Here is a 23,076-nt window from a genome sequence, read left to right on the forward strand (position 1 = left end):
GGGACCAGACTGACCTATGCCAATGGCGGCATCGTATCATTTCCCAAAGAATTTTCAGTTAACTTTGCCAGGTTTTGCGGAAAGGACAAAGTAATCCTCGCCCCGACCTCGGCTCCGTCGGCGAGTATAAGCTCTCCGCCGTGGTCTTCCATGATTTTCTTGACGATCGCCAATCCAAGGCCCGTTCCCTTGCTTCTGGTGGTCACATAGGGTTCGGTCAAGCGTTCACGATGTTCGGTTGGCAACCCTCTGCCATTGTCTTCAATCACGATATCGATCCGTTGATCTTGCGGGTCACGCTGCGAAATGTGGACCCGGATATGGCCCGGCGCAAGATCGCCCTTTGTTGAATTTCGTCCGGCAATTGCCTCGGCGGCATTTTTTAACGTATTGATCAGGCACTGATTAACCTGGCGCGCATCGCACTGGATTTTGGTTTTGACGTTCTCATCAACGTCAAAATCATAGGTGATCGAAGAATGCGCCTGCTGCTGCAAAAACAAGGCATTGCGCGACAGTTCCACCAGATCTTCCTCGCGCATTTTCGGGCTCGGCATTCGGGCAAAGGACGAAAATTCATCAACCATCCGCCCAATATCGCCAACCTGCCGGATAATGGTTTCGATGCAGGTTTTAAATACCTCGGTATCGCTTTGAATTTCCTTCAGATATTTTCGGCGTAACCGTTCGGCCGAAAGCTGGATCGGGGTTAGCGGATTTTTAATTTCATGGGCAATCCGACGTGCCACATCTGCCCAGGCAGCCATGCGTTGCGCATTTTGCAGTTCAGTCACGTCATCAAAAGTAACCACATACCCGAAAATTGACCGGTCCCCGGCCCGTTCAACAGTGACCCTGACCAGCAGCATCAAGTTAAGGCCATCACGCCGGATTTCAATTTGCCGGGGTTTTGACCGATCGCCTTCCTTGATCGCTTCATCAAACAGAACCGTAAATTCCGGGATAACTTCGCAAATGGCGTGACCGACATTTTCTTCCAGGTCCAGGCCCAGCAATTCGGATGCGCTGCGATTGGGCAAATTAATGCAACAATCGGCATTCAAACCAACAACACCCGCAGTTACGCCCCCCAGAATGGCCTCGGTAAAGCGCCGTCTTTCATCATTGAGCCGGTTTGCCGCGATCAATTCAGCCCGCTGGGTATCAAGCTGTGCTGTCATGCTGTTAAAGGCGCGGCTTAGGGCTTCAAGTTCATCCCCTTGCCCATCCAACGGTACCCGGAACGATAAATCACCGTCACGGACTTTTTCTGCCCCCTGAATCAGTTGTGAAATCGGCTCAACAATTCTGGTTGCCACGGTTAGTGCCAGCATCACGGCAGCCAGCAACAAAACAACCGCGATAATCACGAAGATCATCACGAATGTAATGACAATGCCCGATCGTTCACCTTCAAGGTTTTCATAGGCCTTTACCGCACGCCGGGCCTGTTCGATCCGGTCTAACACATTGCTGTCCACAAAACGGCCGACCAGCAAAAAGCCATCGATAAAATTATCAAGCCGAACAACCGCACGAATACGATCTTCGGTATCGCCCAGCATCAAAACAACGTCGTTAACCCGCGCGCGATCAAATACTTCGGGGGGGACCGGTGCGCCCTCGGGATCATAGGAAAAACTGTAATCGGACTGGGCAATAATCTTGCCACTGCCATCAATGATCAGGGCTTCGGGCAAACCTCGGGCATCAGCCTGGGCGGTAAGAATACGCGCCAGACGCCCCTGATCAGTTGCAAAAGATACGCCAAGCCGTTGCAGGTCGCTGGCGGTTGCCAGCGCATCTGCCCGGATCAGTTCCTGATGTTCCTGCAAATAAGCCTGGGCAATGACCATGCTTTCTTCAACCGCTGTCCGAATGCGGTCGCTAAACCAGCCCTGAATGCCAAAATGCAGAAAAAGTGCCGAAAAAACAGCCACAATAATGGCCGGTGTTACCGCGACAAGGCTGAACATCAAAACCAGCCGGGTATGCAATTTTGCCCCGGCAGTGCCCTTGCGCCGCTCAACCCATATTTGCACCAGCTTGCGCGCAACCAGCGTTGCCAGGGCCAGCAGCAACACCAGATCGACATTAAGTAAAATGATAATGGTGCGCGGATCTGGCCGCAATGGCGCGGTCCCGGTCATTGCCAAATAAGTAACCGTCGCCGAAACCAGGGCTGCAATAACCAGTCCGATGGCCAGCTTGCGAGACTGGGCAATACGACCAAGTGTTATAACAAAAGCCGATTGCTGCCAGGCCTTGCGACGTTGGCGCGCCGGAAAGCTCATTTGGCCCCCCGCACAACTTCCAGTCCCAGGTCGCGAATTTTCTTGCGCAGGGTATTGCGGTTCAGCCCCAATACCTCGGCTGCCTTAACCTGATTGCCGCGTGTGGCTTCCAGCGTCACGGTCAAAAGCGGACGCTCCATTTCGCGCAAAATGCGGTCATACAGACCGTTTGACGGCAAATCGTCATCATGGGCGTCATAATATTCGCGCACATGGCGTTCTATCGATTCGGCCAGAGACTGCGGCTCGCCCATTGGGGCTGCTTCAGCAACGCTGTTTTCAGCAAATTCCGTCTCGATAACATCAACACCGATAACGTCCTGCGAATACAAGGCCGTCAGGCGACGCACCATGTTTTCAAGTTCGCGGATATTACCGGGCCAGCGATGCGCCTTGAGCCGTGCCATCGCATCGGATGACAGGTTCTTGCGCGGCAGGCCCTGCTCGCTGGCCTGGGTCAGAAAATGATTTACCAGTTCAGGAATGTCTTCCAGGCGCTCGCGCAGGCTGGGCAAGCGGATCGGTACCACGTTTAAACGGTAAAACAGGTCTTCGCGAAAGCTGCCTTCGCGAATCAGTTTGCGCAAATCCCGGTGGGTGGCGGCAACAATGCGCACATTGACCCTGATCGGCGTGCGCCCGCCAACACGGGTATATTCGCCTTCCTGCAAAACGCGCAAAAGACGGGTTTGGGCTTCGAGCGGCATATCGCCGATTTCGTCAAGAAATAACGTTCCGCCCTCAGCCTGCTCAAACCGGCCAATCTTGCGTTCATTGGCGCCGGTGAAGGCTCCTTTTTCGTGACCAAAAAGCTCGCTTTCGATCAATTCACGCGGAATGGCAGCCATGTTAATCGCAACAAACGGCCCGTGACGGCGAGATCCGTATTCATGCAATGCGCGTGCGACCAGTTCCTTGCCGGTTCCGCTTTCGCCGGTAACCATTACAGTCAGGTCGGTATTCATCAGGCGTGCCAGCGACCGGTAAATTTCCTGCATCGCCGAGGAACGACCAATCAAAGGCAGACGGTCATCCCCTTCATCATTAGGTGATTTGGCGATTTCCTGATTAACCGGCGTTTCAAGTGCACGATCAACAATGCTTATCAACTCGTTTAAATCAAACGGTTTTGGCAAATATTCAAATGCGCCGCGCTGGGCGGCCTTTACGGCCGTCAACAAGGTGTTTTGCGCGCTCATCACAATCACGCGCAGATCCGGACGCAATTTGCGAATACGCGGCACCATGTCGAGGCCATTTTCATCGGGCATCATCACATCGGTGATGACAAGGTCACCTTCGCCATCGGCAATCCAGTCCCACAGGGTTTTACCGTGGCCGGTGCTGCGTACTTCGTGCCCCTGGCGCGACAGGGCCTGGGTCAAAACAGTACGAATGGCACGATCATCATCGGCGACAAGAATACGGGCTGGTTGCGCGCTCATAATGTTTCTTCCTTGATCCAGCTATCTTTCTGATTGATCTGCACATTCTCGGCTAAGGTGCGATTATAAATCGGCAACATGATTTGAAATTCTGCCCCGCCGCCAGGGACGTCCTTTAGCTCAATCACACCACCATGATCGCTGATGATTTTTGCAACCAGTGCCAGCCCCAACCCCGACCCGGTGGGTTTGGTGGTGACAAACGGGTCAAACAGGCTTTCGCGCATGTCTGGCGGAATGCCCGAACCGTTATCACGCACCGACACAACCAGCGGTAAATGCACACGGGTATCGCCCCCCGCAACGGCCAACCGCACCCCATGCTGGTATCGCGTCGAAATGGTGATCTGACCATCGTCAGAATGCACGGCTTCGGCCGCATTTTTGATCAGATTTAAAAACACCTGAATAAGCTGATCCCGATTGCCATAAACCGGCGGCAGGGATGGATCGTAAATTTCTTCGAAATGCAGTTTTTGCCCAAACCCGTTTTCCGCCAGACGACGCACATGCTCAAGCACGGTATGGATATTGACAGCCCCCCGCTCCAGCGGTTTGTCGGAAAAAATCTCCATCCGGTCGACCAGATTAACAATGCGATCTGCTTCGTCGCAAATCAGCCGGGTTAAAACCCGGTCATCTTCATTGGCCGTTTGCTCTAACAATTGGGCCGCCCCGCGAATGCCAGACAGCGGGTTTTTAATTTCATGTGCCAAAATGGCGGCCATCGCACTAACAGATCGTGCTGAATTGCGGCTTAATAATTGATTGTCAATTTTTTGGGCGATCGACCGGGGCTCAAAAGTTAAAACGGCTGACCCGTTTTCATCGGGCATCGAGCCCACCGTCAGATTAACGGCGTGACGTCCAATTTTCGGGCTTTCAATCAACAAATCATGGTCAGCAACCAGGGTCGCTTCGTCGATGGCCTGGCGAACTAACGAAAAAACAGGACTGTCCTCGGGAATGAAATCCTGAAGATTGCTACGGCACAACACAGCTGCGCTGGTATTAAACAGCTGTTCGGTTGCCTGGTTCACAAACCGGATTTTACCATCACGGTCCGCGACCACCACTGCGCTGGCAATTGCGTTTAAAACGCCGGCGGGATCCACATTGTGTCCCTTGCCAAAGCCAAGCCTCATCTTCGTCCCCCGATCGTCATCTGTGTTTCGGTCAATGTATATGTCGGCTCAGGCCGCACATTCCCGTAATTGGGTTTCAATTTTTGGTTCATAAAAGGCGCGAATGGCATCTTTTACCTGGACCGGATCATCGAGCACATTAACTGTGCGCCGAAAATCGGTCGCATCGCGCAAGCCATTGCAATACCACCCCAAATGCTTGCGCGCGATGCGGTATCCCGGCACATGACCGTGATGTTGGATAATCGCGTCATAATGGTTCAAAATGGTTTCAAGCTGTTTTTCCAGCGACGGGGCCGCCAGCTTTGATCCGGTTTTAAGATAATGCGACACCTGATGCAAAAACCATGGGCGCCCTTGGGCACCACGACCAATCATGACACCATCGGCACCGGAACGGCGCAGCAATTCGGCGGCGTCTTCCTCGCTTTGAATGTCGCCATTGCCGATAACCGGAATACGTACCGCTGCTTTAACATCGGCAATGGCATCCCAATCGGCTTCTCCCTTATAGAACTGGCACCGCGTGCGCCCGTGTATCGTCAACATCTGAATACCCAGATCCTCGGCGATACGGCCAAGATGTGGGGCATTACGATCCTCGTCGTCCCAGCCCAGTCGCATTTTCAAGGTTACCGGAACCTTCACTGCCTTAACTGTGGCTTCCATGATGGCGGCGGCCAGTTTCTCCTGCCGCATCAAGGCAGATCCGGCATAGCCCTTGGTAACCTTTTTGGCCGGGCACCCCATATTGATGTCAATAATCATCGCGCCGCGCGCTTCGTTCATCCGGGCGGCTTCGGCCATCTCAACCGGGTCCGTTCCGGCAAGCTGCACGGAAAGCGGGCTTTCGGCTGCACAATCGCCGTGCATTTTACGCACTTCTTTTTGATGGTGCTGAATGCGGGTCATGGCGTCTGACGCAATCATTTCCGAAACAACAAGATGATCGCCAAACCGGCGCACCTGCTGACGAAAAGGAAGGTCGGTAACACCCGACATCGGTGCCAGAATAACATTTTCCGACACACTGACAGACCCGATCTGCAACGACATGAAAATCTTCCGATTGCCTAAAACTTGGGCAGATTAATGAAACTGAACGCAGAGTGCAACAACTCTAAGCGATACAGTCTGAGGAATGCGGGTTAACACCGATAAAGAAAGGAAATTATCCCAGCAAATAGGCCGTCACAAAGCGCACACCGGGAAAGGCAAGCGTTAACAGCAACCACGCCCCAAGCACAAAGCGCACCGCCATCCTGCCGCGCAAACTTGACCGTTCATGAATCCAGATCAATGTGCAAATAACGGCAAAGCCCAACAGGGTCAGCAACATTTTGTGGTCAATTGTCCACAATGATGCGCCTTCCACCTGTCGCAGGGCAAACCCGGTCACAATACCGATGACTAAAACCCATGCCGACCATTTAAGATAGGTAACCAGCATTTGTTCGCTGTCACGCAGCGGCGGCAAACGGCGGCTCCAGCGGGTTGGGCGGCGGTTTTTCAAAGCATTTTCCTGCACCACATAGGCCATTGCCGCAATCGCCGCAATTGTCACCAGCGCATAAGTGACCAGAGACGTTCCGATATGCACCCACAGCCATGCCGAATATAAAAGCTGCTCTTCTACCTGTCCCGGTGCGGTGCCATTAATGGCCTCAAACACGCCGGCAACACCCCCAAACAGCAGTAAATATGCCCCGACATACCCCGCCAGACGCCAGACCTGCTGGCGGGTATCGCACCCTGTCATCCCGCCAAATGCAAATAGAACGGTCAGTTCCGACCAATGCAAGGCAGAGGCAAATCCGCGCGACTGCACGGCCTCGCCCGTCAGGCTTAAAACCGCAATTGTCCCGACAATACCCAATGCAATCGAGCCATATAGCCAGAGGTCACGTTGCGGTTCGCGCCGTAAGATCTGTGCTGTCAACGGCAGCAAGGAAAGGATGTGGATGGCAGTGGCGATCATACACAGACGTCCAGAATGGTTTAAACAGCCAATTTGCCGACTTGGCAAACCCGGCCCGGAAAGATAACTTTAGGCTCACTTCAGACATGTGAGCGCATATCGTTTATGAACAAAAAAATCTCGGTTGTCATCGTCGCTGCCGGTAGCGGTAGCAGATTTGGCGACCCGCTTCCAAAACAATATCATCAGATAGGTGACAAAACGCTTTTACGCCATTGCGTTGAAGCATTTATGTGTTTTTGTCCGCCCGGCCAAATTCAGGTTGTTTATAACCCTGATCATCAATCATATCTTGATGCGGCCCTTGGTGAACTTTTGTGCCTGCACGGTTTGCGCCCTGCCGTGACCGGCGGGCAAACCCGGCAGCAATCGGTTATAAACGGCCTTCGCGCACTTAAAGATGCCGCCCCCGATCATGTTCTTATTCATGATGCCGCCCGACCCGGGATTGATCCGGAGGTCATTACCCGTGTGCTTGCGGCCCTTGATAATTGCGACGGAGCCATACCGGGCATTACGGTTACGGATACGATCAAGCAATGCGACGGGGCTGGTCATATTATCCGGACCATTCCGCGCGAAACCCTGATGGCGGCGCAAACGCCACAGGGTTTTCGTTTCCAAACCATTCTTGCCGCACACGAAAAGTTCGCCGGTCAGGAAATGACCGATGATGCCAGCCTGCTTGAACAGCTTGGCGCTGCGGTCAAATGTGTGGCCGGAAGCCATCGCAATGACAAAGTTACCCGCCGTGACGATTTATCGCGCGTTGGCGCGCATTTTATTGATGAACCTGCCGCCCCCCAGGCCCGCCCTCATCCCGAAGACCAGGAGCTCTACAACATGCCCAGCATGACATCTGAAGAATTTCGTAGCGGCACCGGTTTTGACGTTCACCGCTTTGCACCGGGCGACGCCTGCATGTTATGTGGCATTTCGGTGCCGCATCATGCCCGCCTTGAAGGGCATTCAGATGCCGATGTCGGTTTGCACGCTTTAACAGACGCCATTCTTGGTGCCATTGCTGCCGGCGATATTGGTCAGCATTTCCCGCCCAGTGATCCGCAATGGAAAGGGGCCGCGTCCGATCAGTTTTTAAAACATGCTGCGGGGCTGGTGAAAAAACGTGGTGGCAGAATTGTAAATGTCGATGTGACACTGATTTGCGAGCGCCCGAAAATTGGCCCGCACACCATGGCCATGCGTCAGGCCGTTGCCGATATTCTGGCGATCGATATCGACCGGGTCAATGTCAAGGCCACAACGTCGGAACGGCTGGGTTTTACCGGCCGCGAAGAAGGCATTGCCGCACAGGCAAGTGCTAGTATCGCCCTGCCAGTACGATCATCCTGACAGATCTTCTGACCAATTGGCGGACCAAAGAAAAAGGCGAGACCGATGGCTCGCCTTGATGGTTTATAACTAAAAATCAAATATTATCAGGCTTCTGCGCCGTCTTCTTCAGGTAGTTGATATTTCAGGATCACCGGCACCTGGGCAAAGCCGAACAGCAGCGTAATCGGCGTAACGCCCCACACCTTAAAGGCCACCCAAAAATCGGTACCGAAATTACGCCAGACAATTTCGTTGGCAATTGCCAGGGCAATAAAAAACAATCCCCAGCGCCATGTCAGAATGCGCCATCCATCATCGGATGCCCGAAATGCGCTTTCCAACACCAGTTTCAAAAACAGCTTGCCTGTCGCAAGACCACCAAACAAAATGGCGGCGAACATCAGATTAACAATCGTCGGCTTGATCTTGATGAACAGGTCATCCTGCAAATACAGGGTCAGACCGCCAAACACGATCACAAACACCCCGCCGATCAATGGCATGACCGGTACGGTACGATTGATCAAAAAGGACACCGATAAAGCAACGATCGTTGCCACAACAAAAACCAGTGTTGCGCTCATCAGATCGTGGGTAATTGCGTTTACCGCAAAAAACAGGACCAGCGGGCCCATTTCCAGGACCAGTTTGGTTAAATGATTCATCGTGCCACTTCTTTTGCCAATTGGGCCCCCATCCTAGGGTGCGCGCGGGTTTAGTGCAACATCAGTGTTCGTTGCCTTGCTGTTCACAAACGTTCACTTCATTGTCGAAAACTCATCGAAGCTGCGCGCTCAACCAGGCTGCGTAACCATCATTGATACGGCCCACAGGCAGCTCCATGATGCAGGGGGTGTCGTATGGGTGCCGAACAGTAACATGATCCATCAGGGCGCCAACCTGCGCGTAACCGGTTTTTAACAGCAGCACGACCTCATTTTCCTCTTCGACCTGCCCTTCCCATTCATAAATGGCCGTCATGGCGGGTAAAATATTGGCGCATGCAGCTAGCTTGAGGCCGATTGCTGACCGGGCAATATCCTTGCCACAGTTAATATCGGGTAAAGTGACATACAGAATGACAAGTTTGTCATTACTGGCAGGCAAATGTGTCATGCCGGTTGCTCCTGTTTCAAATATCAGCGAAACTTTACATCAGAGATGCCTGCCAGATCGTATCCTTTGCCATCATGCAGAACAGGGAACGTTTATCATGCCCCCATCCAAGGCGGCGAAACCGACCGACACCCAATATAGCTGGCTGCAGCGCGGATTAACCCAGCCCGGCGGAAAATTACCGTTATTTGATGCAAACGGTCGTCAGATACCGGCAAAAACCGTACAGGCCTGCATTAAACATGGCTGGGCAGAACCGTGGTTTGCCAATCCGTTAAAACCCGACTGGCTGGTATGTAAGCTGACACCGAATGGGTGCAAGGCCGCCAAAGGTGAAAAGGAATAATACCAGGTTTTTATAAGAACAACTCATTTTGGAATAAGGTGCGGCGAACGACCTTGTGACAGGCTGTGTCGTACATGCTGCCTTATGTGCGCAAATAACAAAAAACCTGCACCAAATATTTCGGGCAGGTGATTGAAAGCAGATTAAAATTTTAAGAAGATATTGGTCGGAGCGAGAGGATTCGAACCTCCGACCCCCTGCACCCCATGCAGGTGCGCTACCAGGCTGCGCCACGCTCCGACCGATGTGCACCTTGCGGCGCGGACAGATACATAGCCCCGCTACGCCCAAGACGCAAATAGTTTTTATGGATTTTTTCCGACTTTTTCAAAGGCAGTCTGCAAAAGCGATTGAAGCTCTTCCAATTCACCCAGAAGGTTCGTCAAGGCATCTCGATCAATACCGGCATTGCCAGAATTTGAAGCAACATCAACACCATCCACCAATGGCGACGATTCTGCACCGGCAGAACCCTGAAGACGACGTTCGCCATCATCCTGACTGTCTTGCGCAAACGGAGACGACACGGCACCATCGGGCAGAGTTCCACCATTTTGCGCAATCAGTTTTTGCACACCTTTAATGGTGTAGCCCTGATCATGCAAAAGTGCGCGAATACCCTGCAGGAATTCGATATCATCGGGCCGGTAATAACGCCGTCCTCCCGCCCGCTTCATGGGCTTGATTTGCGGAAATTTCTGCTCCCAGAACCGTAATACGTGTTGTTGCAATCCCAATTCGGTTGCAGCCTCACTAATTGTGCGGAAGGCAGAGTCAGACTTTACGGTACGGCGATTTTTCGCCGTTTCCCCCAGTTCATTTTTCATTGATCGCGTTTATTCGTAATTATGCGTTAATGCGCGATTTAAGAACTTGTGATGGCCTGAAAACCAACACCTTCCGCGGCAATATTGGCACTTCTTCACCCGTTTTAGGGTTGCGACCAATTCGTTCCCCCTTACTCCGGACAGAAAAGCTGCCAAATGACGAAATTTTTACAACTTCATCACGAATCAACGCGCCAGAGATTTCATCAAGTACCGTTTCCAATAACTGGGCAGATTCGTTGCGCGAAAGGCCGACTTCCTGATAGACCGCTTCGGCTAGATCGGCGCGGGTAACCGTTGTTTCCGACATGCAGACCGCCTCCTTATAACAGGGCAATGAACACAAGATTATAGTTGGTGGCTAAACCAGTCAATATCAATAGGATACACGTGATTATGGCGGAAAGTTGCACTTTTTAGGCCAAATCATTGATTTTCAATAATTTTTAATAGAATAGCCTGTTTTTCGACCAAAAACCATCACCGTATCACCAGCGAATCAGTGACGCCCCCCAGGTGAAGCCGCCGCCCATCGCTTCAAGGACGATAATATCGCCGCGCTTGATGCGACCATCATGTACGGCTTCGCTAAGAGCAAGCGGGATCGACGCTGCCGACGTATTGGCATGGCGATCAACCGTCATCACAACGCGATCAGGTGAAATTCCGAACTTGCGTGCCGTTCCATCAAGGATGCGCTGATTGGCCTGATGAGGAACCAGCCAGTTGATCTGTTCTGCACTGATGCCGGTATCATCGAGAACTTCGCGAATAACAGCGGCCAGATTGGTTACTGCATGGCGAAATACTTCTCGGCCTTCCATTCGCAAATGACCAACAGTCTGGGTGGAAGACGGCCCGCCATCAACATGCAGCAATTCATATTTACTGCCATCCGAATGAAGCCGCGATGCCAGAATGCCCTGGTCCTCGATGGTACCGCGCCCTTCGTGCGCCTGAACAATAACAGCCCCTGCCCCGTCGCCAAACAACACACAGGTGCGGCGGTCTTCCCAATCCAGAATCCGCGAAAACGTTTCGGCACCGATAACCAGCGCCGTTTTGACCTGACCATTCCGAATATACATATCCGCCGTGGTCAGGGCATAGACAAACCCAGAACAGACCGCCTGCAGGTCAAAGGCGAAACCAACGACGCCCAGCCGTTGCTGAACCTTGGTCGCCGTTGCCGGAAAGGTATTATCTGGCGTCGCTGTGGCCACAATGATCATATCGATATCAGCAGCGCTCACATTGGCATGTTCCATGGCCTGCACGGCTGCATTATAGGCCAGATCGCTGGTCATTTCGCCGTCAGCAGCAATGTGGCGCTGGCGGATACCCGTTCGCGACACAATCCATTCGTCAGTCGTATCAACGCGTTTGGATAATTCTTCATTGGTCAGGATTGTCGAAGGAAGATAGGAACCGCAACCGATGATGCGTGAACGAACTGTCATGATGGGAAACTGCCAATATACGAAAGTTTAAACGAAAAAGTTATTATGCGGTGCCAGTTGGCAAGACAGCAGGATCGTCAGCTTGCGTCTTTGACATTTCAGCTTCGAACGACGCGATTTCGGCTTTGATCGTGTCATTCAATCGATTGGCAATCAAATCGTGACAAACACCGATGGCATTTGAAAAACCAAGCGCATCTGTTCCGCCATGGCTTTTCACGGCAATGCCATTCAGACCCAACAACATCGCGCCGTTATAACGGCGCGGGTCCATGCGTTCGCGAAAACGTTGCAAGGACCGGCGGGCCAAAAGATAACCGACCTTGGCCCAAAACGAACTGCGGAAGGTTTCACGCAAGAAATGAACCAGCAACCGCGCCGTCCCCTCGGCCGTCTTCAGGGCGACATTGCCAGTAAAACCATCGGTTACAATAACATCAACCGTCCCTTTGGCCAGGTCATCGCCTTCGACAAAACCGGCAAATTGAATGGGCAGGTTGATTTCCCGTAAAATCGATGCTGCCTTTTTTACCGATTCATTGCCCTTGAGTTCCTCGATCCCGACATTAAGCAAACCGACTGACGGCTTTTCAATACCAAACAGAACCCGGGCAAAAACTTCGCCCAGCAGAGCAAACTGCACAAGGTTATCTTCATTGCATTCGATGTTGGCACCGAGATCCAGCATGATGGTTTCGCCACGCTGGGTTGGCATATATGTTGCAATTGCCGGACGGTCGATTCCGGGCAAAGTTTTCAAAACAAACTTGGCCATTGCCATCAGTGCGCCCGTGTTTCCAGCCGACACAACTCCCTGTGCCTCGCCTTCCTTGACGGCATTGATAGCCAGCCGCATGCTGGAGTCCCGGCGCTGACGCAAAGCCACCGAGGGCTTGTCGTCCATCGTTACTTCCTGTGATGCATGGCGAATTTCGGTTACAGCTGCCAGTTCGGGGCAGTTGTCCAAAAGCGGTTTGATCCGCGTTTCATCGCCATACATTAAAAATTTTAAATGCGGCATACGTTTAAGCGCGATTTCTGCCCCCGCGACGACCATGTCGGGCGCGTGGTCTCCCCCCATCGCGTCAAGTGAAATGCGAACCTGTTCAGGCAATGTATTCTCTTGTCGTTGTTTTAAACATTTATACAGGAAAACGTAACCGCCGCAAAACCGGTCTGCGCCGCGGTTTGGCAGATACGCCCGGAAAGCCCGTAATTACCGGAAATTCCGGTTCGGCACAAGGTAAAGCGTTAGAATGATCAGTTCTTGTTTTCCAGCTTGTCTTTAAGACCGGCCAGTTTCGCAAACGGATTCGGCTTTTCCTCAGCTTCTTCTTCCTCGACGAATTCCTCGATATCAACACCTTCCTTGCGCGGATAGGGATCCATCGAAATGGCCAGAAACTGGGCAGCAACTTCGCCAAGATCGACAATACCATTGGTCAGTGGCTCGGGCTGATCAAGAAGTGCCATCAATTCGTCTTCGCTCAGACCTTCAAGGTCGTCTGCTGTTGATGGCAGGCTGTCTTCACTGACATGTGGCGAATACAGAACTTCAATCTCGTCATCAACAATTTCAGGCACCGGCTCCAGGGTAACAACGCAACGCTGGGTAATTTCCGCATGCAGCGGCCCACGAACCGTCACTTCGCCGTTGCCCGCCAGTTGCAAGGTCAGCTTTGCGGTCAGTTTTTCAATGCTGGCAAGATCAAAACGGTCTGCCAGTGCTGCCCGTTCTGCCGCACTGGCATCAATTTCAATGGTGGTCTTTTTTGCGGTCAGTTCCTGCACTTTGACAATGCGGGAAAATTCCGGCGTCAGATTATCAGACATGCGTAAGCTCTTTTGTTTTCGGTTTTTTACGATCCGGTCGCATCATATGTCGGCGCCGGAAATGAAACTTCACCCTGTATCAACGCAGCATCGTCCAAAGTGGCGAGGTGGTCGACCGTGGCATAAATATATGACGTCATGGCAGCTATTTGCCCGACCGTAACGTTGGTCTCTGCAAACAGGTTACGATCCAGTGCTGCCCCCAGTGCCGTATCCCCGGCGGCGATGCCTTCTTCATAGGCAACGATGCGGCCATGATAGGATTCCGACATTTTGCGGATGCGTTTCAGGATTCCAACATCACCGATCCCCATTTCGCGCATATTCTGGTCCAGGTCCGCAAACATCACGTCAAACACCTGCTGGGCAAGTTCTTTTTGTGCAGGGCTGGTTTTCAATCGGCGAAACAGCATAAAAGCATGCACTAAAATCAGGTCAAAACGGCCTTCTTTTGTGTCGGCAACGCCACCTTGTATGTAAAATGCAGGTTGACGCGCCTGACTTACCAAAGCTGTATATAAAGCAAAGGCTGCATCATGAATTTTGCCTTTTTTTGTTAACCAGCCAAACAAGTTATCACTCCTTCGTTGACATTCGCGCCATGGCAAGCAGAATGCCCTGAATTTCCCGGGGCGCTATGTCCCGTTCGTTGCCCGGCAATATCATGCGCTCAGCGCTGAAACTCAAGGCAATTCATTTACGACGTCAACAAGCGGATCGTTCCGGTGGGTTCAATGCATTCAAGAATAAAGCGCTTCACCTTTATCGTCATCGCCGGTTTTACCGCCGCCTGGCTGGCTGGCTGCAGCCCGCAAATTGCCAATCGCGGCAATTTGCCAGAACCAGAGGACCTGGATCAAATTAAAGTTGGTCAGTCGACCAAAGGCGATGTAACCGATATTCTTGGGACACCCTCAAGTATTGCAACGTTTGATCCGAATGTCTGGCTCTATATCTCGCGCCAGGTCGAAACGGTTGCTTTCTTCAAACCTGAAGTTGTCAAGCAGGAGGTGGTTGTCATCAGCTTTGACACAGCCAATCGTGTCGATCTGGTCAAACAGTATCATCTTGAAGATGGCAAACGGGTTGAACCAACGGATCGGGTAACGCCGACGGCGGGTCGCGAACTGACGATCCTACAACAGCTGTTTGGCAACCTTGGCCGCTTTAGCGATCAAGCAAAATAAACGGCGTATTCCAATCAACCTGATTAACAATCAGCTTTATCTTATTGAAAAATGGTCGAATCCACCTTTGGTGAGTTCGGCCATTTTTCCGTTCAGGTCCTGCATTAAAACCTCATTGATCCGATCGGTCACAGTGCCGATAACCGTAACATCCTGCCCCAAACGTTTTATATCCGTGGCAGAGCCGCACAACAGCAATTCATAATCATCACCGCCAGCAAGAATGGTTTGCCAATGTGACGGGTCAAGCTCAAGGGCTGCTTTGGCAGCATCAGAGAGCGGAATGTGACTTTGATGCAAAATCACGCCCACACCGGATGCCTTGGTCATTTTTCGAATATCGCCGGCCAACCCATCGGAAATATCCATTGCTGACAAACGTGTCCCCAGCGACGCGGCCTGCATGCCAAGTGCTAACCGCGGTTGCGGCAACCAATAACGGTCACATAAAAAATCATGATGAGCCGCATTTTTAAGATCCAGTCTGCCCTGCAAAACCGCAAGCCCCAATGCAGAATCACCAAGTGTACCTGACACGGCGACAACATCGCCCGGGCGCGCGCAATCGCGTCGCAACGCACGTCCCTGCGCAATCGCCCCCAATGCCGTCAAACTGAAAAAAGTCGGCCCGGGAGTCGATACGGTGTCGCCACCAAACAGATCCACATGCCAATGGGCGCAATCTTCGCCAAAAGCCTTGGCGAAGGCGATAATCCATTCTTCGGGAAGGTTGCGATTATAGCCAGCAGCCAGCACCACCCCCATCGGGCGGGCACCCATCGCCGCGATATCCGACAAATTGACCCGCAATACCTTGCGCGCGATTGTTGCCGGGTCATCTTCGGCCCGAAAATGGACATCAGCAACCAACGCATCGCAGGTGACAACGCTATCTTCACCTGGCGTCGATGAAAAAATGGCGGCATCGTCGGTTAACCCCAACGATGCCGCCGAACGACTGGCTATAGGCGTAAAATAGCGCGCGATCAGCTCAAATTCACTCGACCGCTCTGCCATATCAATCCTTGTTCGCCTCAAGCGGACGCAGTGACTTGCCAATACGATCCAAAACGGCATTGACCAGGCGCGGTTCATTTTCATCAAAAAATGAATGAGCGGCATCAACATATTCGGTAATCACAACACGCATCGGAACATCTTCACGCATCATCAATTCGTATGTTCCTGCCCGCATGATGCTGCGTAAAACGGATTCCAGACGTTTGACCGTCCAGCCCTTTTCAAGCGCGCCATCGATCAGCCCGTCAATATCAGGAAGGCGATTTTCAACGCCCTGCACCAGATCGGCAAAAAAACCGCGATCCGGATCGATCAGATTTTCGTTAGGCTCGTCCGCATCACGCTGGCCGAGACCATCAAGCCGGAATTCGGAATATTCCTGAACAACACGCCCGGCTGCAACCTGTGACACATCAGCCTGATAAAGCGCCTGAATGGCGGCAAAACGGGCGGCACTACGCCGTTGGGCGATTGAAGGTTTGGATTTGTCGGTCATTACTTGTGATGTATTCCAAAATGGTTTTGAACTTCGATCATACGCAAAACTGCCGTAGCAGCCTCTCCGCCCTTGTTCTTTTCATCCGCACGTGCGCGCGCCAGTGCCTGGGCCTCATTTTCAACGGTGAGAATACCGTTTCCAACCGCTAGGCAATTATCCATGCACAGCTGCATCAGCGCACGGTTGGCTTCGTTGCAGATATGTTCGTAATGTGTGGTTTCGCCCCGGATAACGCAACCAAGTGCCAGATACCCGTCATAGCGTGGCCCGGTGGCAAGCTCGTTCATTGACTGAACAGCATAACGAATGGCGATTGGCACTTCAAACGCGCCGCTAACCGACAAACGATCCCACGTTGCCCCACCCGCTTCAAGCGTGCTGGCAGCACCTTTGACCAGATCTTCAACGATATGGGTATAATATGGCGCATCAACAATCAGGATGTGCGGGGAACTACTGCTTTTCATTTTACCTCCGAGACGCAAAGCGGACGCTGATCAACCAGATTCAGACCAAATCCGTCAAGCCCTACGATGTGACGTTTGGTGTTTGACAGCAGAATCATGTCTCGCACCCCCAAATCATGCAAAATTTGCGCACCAATGCCGTAATCACGCAGATCGGGTTCTATCGAATCTGTAGCCGTTACGTTATCCCTTAGCGCCGAACCGTCACCGCCATGATGATCAATGATCCCGGCAATGGCGTTGGAAAGGCTGTTGGCCCGTGCTTCGCGAATAAGAACAATAACACCCCTGCCTTCTTCGGCAATGGCCTTCATTGCCGCATGCAATTCGCCGCCGCGCCCGGTTTGGCGGTCGCCTAAAACATCATCAAGAACATTCAGCGCGTGAACACGGGTTAAAACCGGCTTGCCGTCGTTAATATCGCCCTTGGTCAGGGCGATATGCTCGGCATAATTAAGGGTATTTACGAACAGGTGTAAATCAAACGCACCGCCATGAATACTGTCGATCCGGGTGTTTGCCTTGCGCTGAACAACCTTTTCATGCTTGCGCCGATAGCGGATCAAATCGGCAATCTGCGCAATTTTCAGATCATGCTTTTGCGCAAATTCAACCAGTTCAGGCAACCGGGCCATTTCACCCTTGTCATTCATGATCTCGCAAATCACGCCAGACGGGTTAAGGCCCGCCAGACGGGCGATATCAACCGATGCTTCGGTATGGCTCGCACGCACCAGAACACCGCCATTGCGCGCACGTAACGGAAAAACATGCCCAGGCGTCACAATTTCATGGCGATCAGCCGACGGATCAATCGCGACTGAAATGGTCCGCGCACGATCAGGGGCGGAAATACCGGTGGTAACCCCGGTTTTGGCCTCGATCGAAACAGTAAATGCCGTTTCGTGACGGGTGCCATTGCTGGTCGTCATCAGCGACAGGCCCAAATGGTCGCACCGCGCAGACTCCAGCGTCAGGCAAATCAGGCCGCGCCCGTGCGTCGCCATGAAATTGATGGCATCGGGTGTTGCCATTTGCGCAGGGATCACCAGATCACCTTCGTTTTCGCGGTCTTCGTCATCAACAAGAATAAACATCCGCCCGTTGCGGGCTTCCTCGATAACGTCTTCGATTGGTGACAAATAACGATGCGGCATAGGGGTCAGTCCTTTCCGACCATGCGCGCGACATAACGCGCCAGCATGTCAATTTCAAAATTGAACCGGTCACCTGCTTTGCGGCCGCCCAGTGTGGTGTTGTTTTGGGTATGTGAAATCACGTTAATGCCAAACGAATTGTCATCTACTTCATTCACTGTCAGGGATACGCCATCAAGGGTGATCGATCCCTTGCGCGCCACATAGCGACCAAATTCATCGGGCAATTCAAACGTCATCCGCACTGAATCGCCCTCGGGATGCAGGGCTGTTAAAATGGCAACACCGTCGACATGGCCAGAAACGATATGGCCACCCAGTTCGTCGCCCATGCGCAGGGATTGTTCCAGGTTAAGGCGTGCGCCAACAACCAGTTCCCCCAGTGTCGTCAGCGACAGGCTTTCGGTCGAGGCCTCGATGGCAAACCAGCCCTCGCCTTTTTCAACAACGGTCATGCAGGCACCATTGCACGCGATCGAGGCGCCAAGATCAATTTTGGCCGTATCAAAGGCTGTATTGAACTCGAACCGGGTATCGCCACGTTTTTCAATTTTCCGAACCGTACCGATGTCGGTAATGATACCTGTAAACATTGCAATTAATCCGTTATTTTTTCATAGCTTATCATTAAATCCTGACCGACATTCTTAACCAGGCACTGCTTAAAACGATACATCTGTATCAGATCATCCAGATGTAAATCCCCGATAATTCCCTTGCCATCGGCACCTATAATGCCGGGTGCCTGAAAATGAGCAACACGGTCAACCAACCCTTGTTGCAAAAGTGATGCCGCCAGCCTGCCTCCACTTTCAACAAGAATACGGGTAAGCCCTTGTTCAGCCAGAATATGCAATACATTATGTAAGTCGAAATGCCCGTCGACGCACCGGGCCGAGATCACTTTTACCGCTGTTTTTGCAAAAACTTTTTGTGCATCGGCCAAATTCTGCTTAGCCACCACCAGCCAGGTCGGCGTTTGGAATGCGGTTTGCGCCAAAACACATTCCGGCGACACCACAGCAGTCCGATCCAGTACGATCCGCACCGGCGAACTCTCCTCTCGTCCGGCGATCCGGCATCGCAAATCGGGGTTATCGGCAATGACGGTATTGGCGCCAACCATGATCGCGTCGTGATTGGCACGAAACCAGTGACCTTGTTCGCGTGCGCGGCTGCCGGTAATCCACTGGCTTTTGCCATTGCCAAGGGCGGATCGTCCATCGATGCTGCCAGCCAGCTTCAGGGTAACAAGCGGCACATTACGCGTAACCCGCGCCAAAAAACCGGCATTGTGATGATGTGCGACGTCTGTCATCAGACCGGTATCAACGACTATTCCCGCGTCTCGCAACATGTGGTGACCACGTCCTGAAACACGGGGGTCCGGGTCTTCAAGGGCACTTACAACGCGGGCGACACCCGCCTCAATCAGGCCCAGAGCACAGGGAGGGGATTTGCCAAAATGGCTACAGGGTTCAAGTGTGACATAGGCCGTTGCCCCCAATGCCTTTGCCCCGGCCTGATCCAACGCAACGCGTTCGGCGTGGGGCCGCCCGCCGGGCTTTGTCCAGCCGCGCCCGACAATTTCGCCATTCCTGGCCACCAGCACACAGCCAACTGCCGGGTTGGGCCATACATTTCCCAATCCGCGCTGCGAAAGACTTAAAGCGACCCGCATAAAATGCCGGTCATCATCGCCAAAGCTCGAACCGGTCATGGTCATTTATCCGGAGAATCGTCACTGTCTTGCATGTTTTCCACGAATTCCTCGAAATCACGAGCTTCGCAGAAATCTTTATAAACAGAAGCATAGCGCACATATGCGACCTGATCGAGGGCGTGCAATGCTTCCATAACGATTTCACCAATGGTGTCGGTGGTGATATCGCTTTCACCGCTGCTTTCCAGCCGACGCTGAATACCGTTCAGGGCCTTTTCGACCCTTTCATCTTCTATCGGGCGTTTGCGACATGCCAGAAAAATCGATCGTGCCAGCTTGTCGCGATCAAACAATTCGCGCTGCCCGTCTTTTTTCACCACCATTAATTCCCGCAATTGAACACGTTCAAAAGTGGTAAATCGTGATCCACAGGCCGGGCAAAACCGACGCCGGCGAATGGCGTGATTTTCCTCGGTCGGACGAGAGTCCTTAACCTGGGTATCGTCGTGACTACAAAACGGGCAGCGCATTATCTGTTCTCGCTATATTTCAGAGAAATCAGCTATAGATCGGGAATTTATTGCACAAATCCTGAACCTGCGCACGAACCAATGCTTCTATTTCGGCATCGCCTTCAGGCTGGTTAACCAGGGCATCAAGAACGTCGGCAATCAGCTTGCCGATCAGTTTGAATTCCTCGACACCAAAGCCACGGGTTGTTCCTGCCGGGGTTCCCAGACGGATACCCGACGTAACGGTCGGCTTTTCGGTATCAAACGGAATGCCGTTTTTGTTGCACGTGATCCCTGCCCGTTCCAGAGCCACATCCGCCACATTGCCCTTCAGGCTTTTGGGGCGCAGATCAACCAGCATCAGGTGCGTGTCGGTGCCGTTGGTGACAATGTTAAAACCGCGTGACTGCAAGACATCAGCCAGTGCCCGGGCATTATCAACAACCTGCTGCGCATAAACCTTGAATTCAGGCCGCAATGCTTCACCAAAAGCAACCGCTTTGGCGGCAATCACATGCATCAACGGGCCACCCTGCAAACCAGGGAACACGGCCGAGTTGATTTTCTTGCCAAGATCAAGGTTGTTCGACAAAATCATGCCGCCGCGCGGACCGCGCAGGGTTTTGTGCGTCGTTGTGGTAACAATGTCGGCATAAGGCAGCGGGCTCGGGTGGACGCCACCGGCGACCAGCCCTGCGAAATGCGCCATATCAACCATCAGATAGGCACCGACCTTGTCAGCAATTTCACGGAACCGCTTGAAATCGATCTGACGCGGAATGGCAGAACCACCAGCAATGATCAGTTTCGGGTTGTGTTCAACAGCCAGGGCTTCAACATCGTCATAATCGATCAGAAAGTCCTGCTCGCGCACACCATATTGAATGGCATTAAACCATTTTCCCGACAATGCCGGACGTGCGCCGTGCGTCAGATGTCCGCCAGCATCAAGCGACATGCCCAATACAGTATCACCTGGCTGCAACAGCGCCAGCATGACAGCCCCATTTGCCTGCGCACCCGAATGGGGCTGCACATTAACATATTCACACCCAAACAGTTCTTTGGCGCGATTGATGGCAAGCTCTTCTGCGACATCAACAAATTCGCACCCGCCATAATAACGGCGTGACGGATACCCTTCGGCGTATTTGTTGGTCAGAACAGATCCCTGTGCTTCCATGACGGCCTTGGAAACAATGTTTTCCGAAGCAATCAGTTCGATCTGATTTTTCTGACGATCAAGTTCGTCGGAAATGGATTTGAACAATGCCGGGTCAGCGTCAGCCAGACCGGTAGAGAAAAAGCCGTTAAAAGACATTCGAAAGCCTTTCGATAAAACGGGAAATAAAAGAGCCCGAAAGCCCTGGTTCATGCCAATTGGCAAATAGGGTTATTGCGGGGCCGAAAGTTTGTCGATACGCCCCTGATGACGGCCACCTTCAAATTCAGTCGACACAAATGCTTCCACGCAATCCTGCGCTGTCGCAACGCCCAAAAGGCGTGCGCCAAGACAAAGAACATTGGCGTTGTTGTGCTGACGGCAAAGCTCGGTTGACAGGCGATCATGAACCAGAGCGGCCCGGATTTCCGGGTACCGGTTGGCGGCAATGCTCATGCCAATGCCTGATCCGCAAACAAGAATACCGCTTTCTGCCGTTCCGTCGATAATGGTTTTGCAAACCGCATAGGCGAAATCGGGATAATCGACAGATGAGGCACCATCAGTGCCGAGATCCAGCACTTTGTATCCTTGCTTCGACAGTTGTTCGACGATTAATGCCTTAAGCTCAACACCGCCATGATCGGCAGCAATCGCAATGGTTTTGGCCGACATTTTCTGCGCCCTTTTCAAACTGCAATAAAATTTGAGCGCCTTTTAACACATCACTATCGTGCTGCCAACGCGCAGTCGCATCGATCACCGCGAGTTCTGCCATGCACTCTACGCTGCTCTCGAATTCGACTGTCAACAATACATCAACACCTTAATATCAAAAATAGTTGTATGACATCCCCGCATTGGAAAAATAAATACTGGGAAATGCACGTTGTTTTTTAATTGGCGAACAAAAAATCACTACAGAAAACGACATGTTAAACGCTTGGTTTCGCTTCAAAACTATACCATTGTACGTTTGTTTGCTCTGATGTTATTTGTTAAGTATAAAGATCGGTGTTTGCATCAAATTATTTTAACAATATTGAACAAACGCAAATGTTGACTATATGCCCCTTTGAGCTGCAATTCTCGTAGCTATTGGGAACAGGTTCAAGGACACAAGAAAAAATGACCGACGTAAACGACGATACCTTTGATCGCGACGAACTGCTGCAAATGACAGTAGATATCGTTTCGGCATATGTCAGTAACAATGCTCTGGCCGCAACGCAGCTTCCCGAACTGATCACAGCAACTTTCAGATCACTTGAAGATTTGCGTGGCCTTGAAGAAATCGAAGAAGAAGAACCGCTTAAACCTGCTGTCCCGATCAAAAAATCAATTGGCGATGATTACATCATTTGCCTTGAAGACGGCAAAAAACTCAAAATGCTGAAACGCCATCTTCGCACAACCTATAATATGACCCCGGAAGAATACCGGGCAAAATGGGGTTTGGCGGCAGACTACCCGATGGTCGCCCCGAATTATGCAAAGCAGCGTTCACAATTTGCCAAAAAGATTGGTCTTGGCCGCAAAGCCGACTAACGACAGCAAACGGATTGCTTTTTACTGCGATAGCTGTTGATAAAAAGGTGCCCCCGGTTCGGGAGGTACCTTTTTATTTGGG

General features: G+C 52.0%; 26 protein-coding genes and 1 tRNA gene. 4 read left to right on the plus strand and 23 right to left on the minus strand.

The features are described from left to right. Positions 1–14 precede the first annotated feature (14 nt). The 5 genes from AAC086_RS11625 to ccsA form a co-directional block, all read right to left on the minus strand. On the minus strand, positions 15–2,294 hold the full coding sequence (locus tag AAC086_RS11625) for a PAS domain-containing sensor histidine kinase (protein WP_339778839.1): 2,280 nt from the start codon (positions 2,292–2,294) through the stop codon (positions 15–17). Beyond that, positions 2,291–3,739 carry a nitrogen regulation protein NR(I) gene (ntrC, locus tag AAC086_RS11630; protein WP_339778840.1) on the minus strand — a complete coding sequence of 483 codons (1,449 nt, stop codon included), beginning with the start codon at positions 3,737–3,739 and terminating at the stop codon, positions 2,291–2,293. The genes AAC086_RS11625 and ntrC overlap by 4 nt, the downstream gene beginning before the upstream one ends. After that, entirely contained in the window at positions 3,736–4,884 is a 1,149-nt protein-coding gene (locus tag AAC086_RS11635) for an ATP-binding protein (RefSeq protein WP_339778841.1), read from the minus strand. Before AAC086_RS11635 ends, ntrC begins: the two co-directional genes overlap by 4 nt. 48 nt (positions 4,885–4,932) lie before the next feature. Continuing rightward, the gene (dusB, locus tag AAC086_RS11640; protein WP_339778842.1) at positions 4,933–5,940 is read right to left on the minus strand and encodes a tRNA dihydrouridine synthase DusB; all 1,008 of its coding nucleotides are present in this window, start codon (positions 5,938–5,940) and stop codon (positions 4,933–4,935) included. Positions 5,941–6,055: 115 nt separating this feature from the next. After that, positions 6,056–6,862, minus strand: a complete 807-nt coding sequence (ccsA, locus tag AAC086_RS11645) for a cytochrome c biogenesis protein CcsA (protein WP_339778843.1) — start codon at positions 6,860–6,862, stop codon at positions 6,056–6,058. A 105-nt stretch (positions 6,863–6,967) separates the two neighbouring features. Here ccsA and AAC086_RS11650 point away from each other — a divergent pair, with 105 nt between their 5' ends. Then, on the plus strand, positions 6,968–8,215 hold the full coding sequence (locus AAC086_RS11650) for a bifunctional 2-C-methyl-D-erythritol 4-phosphate cytidylyltransferase/2-C-methyl-D-erythritol 2,4-cyclodiphosphate synthase (RefSeq protein ID WP_339778844.1): 1,248 nt from the start codon (positions 6,968–6,970) through the stop codon (positions 8,213–8,215). A gap of 86 nt (positions 8,216–8,301) precedes the next feature. Here the strand turns inward: AAC086_RS11650 and AAC086_RS11655 are convergent, their stop codons facing one another. Both AAC086_RS11655 and cutA read right to left on the minus strand, forming a co-directional pair. Continuing rightward, positions 8,302–8,862: a septation protein A gene (locus AAC086_RS11655; protein WP_339778845.1), complete on the minus strand. Its 561-nt coding sequence runs from the start codon at positions 8,860–8,862 to the stop codon at positions 8,302–8,304. A 112-nt stretch (positions 8,863–8,974) separates the two neighbouring features. Next, positions 8,975–9,313 carry a divalent-cation tolerance protein CutA gene (gene cutA / locus AAC086_RS11660; RefSeq protein WP_339778846.1) on the minus strand — a complete coding sequence of 113 codons (339 nt, stop codon included), beginning with the start codon at positions 9,311–9,313 and terminating at the stop codon, positions 8,975–8,977. A 97-nt stretch (positions 9,314–9,410) separates the two neighbouring features. Here cutA and AAC086_RS11665 point away from each other — a divergent pair, with 97 nt between their 5' ends. Continuing rightward, positions 9,411–9,659: a hypothetical protein gene (locus tag AAC086_RS11665; RefSeq protein ID WP_339778847.1), complete on the plus strand. Its 249-nt coding sequence runs from the start codon at positions 9,411–9,413 to the stop codon at positions 9,657–9,659. 163 nt (positions 9,660–9,822) lie between these two features. On the opposite strand, the gene AAC086_RS11670 is transcribed toward AAC086_RS11665, so the two are convergent. From AAC086_RS11670 to AAC086_RS11700, 7 genes are all read right to left on the minus strand, one after another. Further along, positions 9,823–9,899: transfer RNA gene (locus AAC086_RS11670), tRNA-Pro, on the minus strand. Positions 9,900–9,964: 65 nt separating this feature from the next. Further along, complete coding sequence (locus tag AAC086_RS11675) at positions 9,965–10,486, minus strand: MerR family transcriptional regulator (RefSeq protein ID WP_339778848.1); 522 nt, start codon at positions 10,484–10,486, stop codon at positions 9,965–9,967. Positions 10,487–10,505: 19 nt separating this feature from the next. Beyond that, complete coding sequence (locus AAC086_RS11680) at positions 10,506–10,796, minus strand: integration host factor subunit alpha (RefSeq protein ID WP_085583110.1); 291 nt, start codon at positions 10,794–10,796, stop codon at positions 10,506–10,508. A 178-nt stretch (positions 10,797–10,974) separates the two neighbouring features. Beyond that, positions 10,975–11,946, minus strand: coding sequence for a beta-ketoacyl-ACP synthase III (locus AAC086_RS11685; RefSeq protein ID WP_339778849.1), 972 nt, complete (start codon positions 11,944–11,946; stop codon positions 10,975–10,977). 43 nt (positions 11,947–11,989) lie between these two features. Beyond that, the gene (gene plsX / locus AAC086_RS11690; RefSeq protein ID WP_339778850.1) at positions 11,990–13,060 is read right to left on the minus strand and encodes a phosphate acyltransferase PlsX; all 1,071 of its coding nucleotides are present in this window, start codon (positions 13,058–13,060) and stop codon (positions 11,990–11,992) included. A gap of 146 nt (positions 13,061–13,206) precedes the next feature. Further along, on the minus strand, positions 13,207–13,779 hold the full coding sequence (locus AAC086_RS11695; RefSeq protein ID WP_339778851.1) for a YceD family protein: 573 nt from the start codon (positions 13,777–13,779) through the stop codon (positions 13,207–13,209). A 26-nt stretch (positions 13,780–13,805) separates the two neighbouring features. Beyond that, positions 13,806–14,351 carry a ubiquinol-cytochrome C chaperone family protein gene (locus tag AAC086_RS11700; protein ID WP_339778852.1) on the minus strand — a complete coding sequence of 182 codons (546 nt, stop codon included), beginning with the start codon at positions 14,349–14,351 and terminating at the stop codon, positions 13,806–13,808. A 162-nt stretch (positions 14,352–14,513) separates the two neighbouring features. Between AAC086_RS11700 and AAC086_RS11705 the strand changes: the two genes are divergently transcribed. Then, positions 14,514–14,966, plus strand: coding sequence for an outer membrane protein assembly factor BamE (locus tag AAC086_RS11705; protein WP_339778853.1), 453 nt, complete (start codon positions 14,514–14,516; stop codon positions 14,964–14,966). 36 nt (positions 14,967–15,002) lie between these two features. On the opposite strand, the gene thiL is transcribed toward AAC086_RS11705, so the two are convergent. From thiL to rpiB, 9 genes are all read right to left on the minus strand, one after another. Continuing rightward, positions 15,003–15,983 carry a thiamine-phosphate kinase gene (gene thiL / locus AAC086_RS11710; protein ID WP_339778854.1) on the minus strand — a complete coding sequence of 327 codons (981 nt, stop codon included), beginning with the start codon at positions 15,981–15,983 and terminating at the stop codon, positions 15,003–15,005. 1 nt (position 15,984) lies between these two features. After that, a complete protein-coding gene (gene nusB / locus AAC086_RS11715; RefSeq protein ID WP_339778855.1) occupies positions 15,985–16,482 on the minus strand; it encodes a transcription antitermination factor NusB in 498 nt (165 codons plus the stop codon). After that, positions 16,482–16,952, minus strand: coding sequence for a 6,7-dimethyl-8-ribityllumazine synthase (gene ribH, locus AAC086_RS11720; RefSeq protein WP_339778856.1), 471 nt, complete (start codon positions 16,950–16,952; stop codon positions 16,482–16,484). Before ribH ends, nusB begins: the two co-directional genes overlap by 1 nt. Next, positions 16,949–18,109, minus strand: a complete 1,161-nt coding sequence (ribB, locus tag AAC086_RS11725; protein WP_339778857.1) for a 3,4-dihydroxy-2-butanone-4-phosphate synthase — start codon at positions 18,107–18,109, stop codon at positions 16,949–16,951. Before ribB ends, ribH begins: the two co-directional genes overlap by 4 nt. A gap of 5 nt (positions 18,110–18,114) precedes the next feature. Continuing rightward, positions 18,115–18,702 (minus strand): riboflavin synthase, encoded by a 588-nt coding sequence (locus AAC086_RS11730; RefSeq protein ID WP_339778858.1) that lies wholly within the window; start codon positions 18,700–18,702, stop codon positions 18,115–18,117. Positions 18,703–18,707: 5 nt separating this feature from the next. Next, complete coding sequence (gene ribD / locus AAC086_RS11735) at positions 18,708–19,829, minus strand: bifunctional diaminohydroxyphosphoribosylaminopyrimidine deaminase/5-amino-6-(5-phosphoribosylamino)uracil reductase RibD (RefSeq protein ID WP_339778859.1); 1,122 nt, start codon at positions 19,827–19,829, stop codon at positions 18,708–18,710. Positions 19,830–19,831: 2 nt separating this feature from the next. Then, entirely contained in the window at positions 19,832–20,302 is a 471-nt protein-coding gene (nrdR, locus tag AAC086_RS11740) for a transcriptional regulator NrdR (protein ID WP_339778860.1), read from the minus strand. A 28-nt stretch (positions 20,303–20,330) separates the two neighbouring features. Next, the gene (glyA, locus tag AAC086_RS11745) at positions 20,331–21,605 is read right to left on the minus strand and encodes a serine hydroxymethyltransferase (protein ID WP_339778861.1); all 1,275 of its coding nucleotides are present in this window, start codon (positions 21,603–21,605) and stop codon (positions 20,331–20,333) included. Between the two features lie 72 nt (positions 21,606–21,677). Beyond that, positions 21,678–22,121 carry a ribose 5-phosphate isomerase B gene (gene rpiB, locus AAC086_RS11750; protein WP_339778862.1) on the minus strand — a complete coding sequence of 148 codons (444 nt, stop codon included), beginning with the start codon at positions 22,119–22,121 and terminating at the stop codon, positions 21,678–21,680. A 453-nt stretch (positions 22,122–22,574) separates the two neighbouring features. On the opposite strand from rpiB, the gene AAC086_RS11755 reads away from it, so the two are divergent. Further along, positions 22,575–22,994, plus strand: a complete 420-nt coding sequence (locus AAC086_RS11755) for a MucR family transcriptional regulator (RefSeq protein WP_339778863.1) — start codon at positions 22,575–22,577, stop codon at positions 22,992–22,994. The last annotated feature ends 82 nt before the right edge of the window (positions 22,995–23,076 follow it).

The sequence above is a fragment of the uncultured Thalassospira sp. genome (assembly GCF_963976115.1).
Taxonomy (GTDB): Bacteria; Pseudomonadota; Alphaproteobacteria; order Rhodospirillales; family Thalassospiraceae; genus Thalassospira.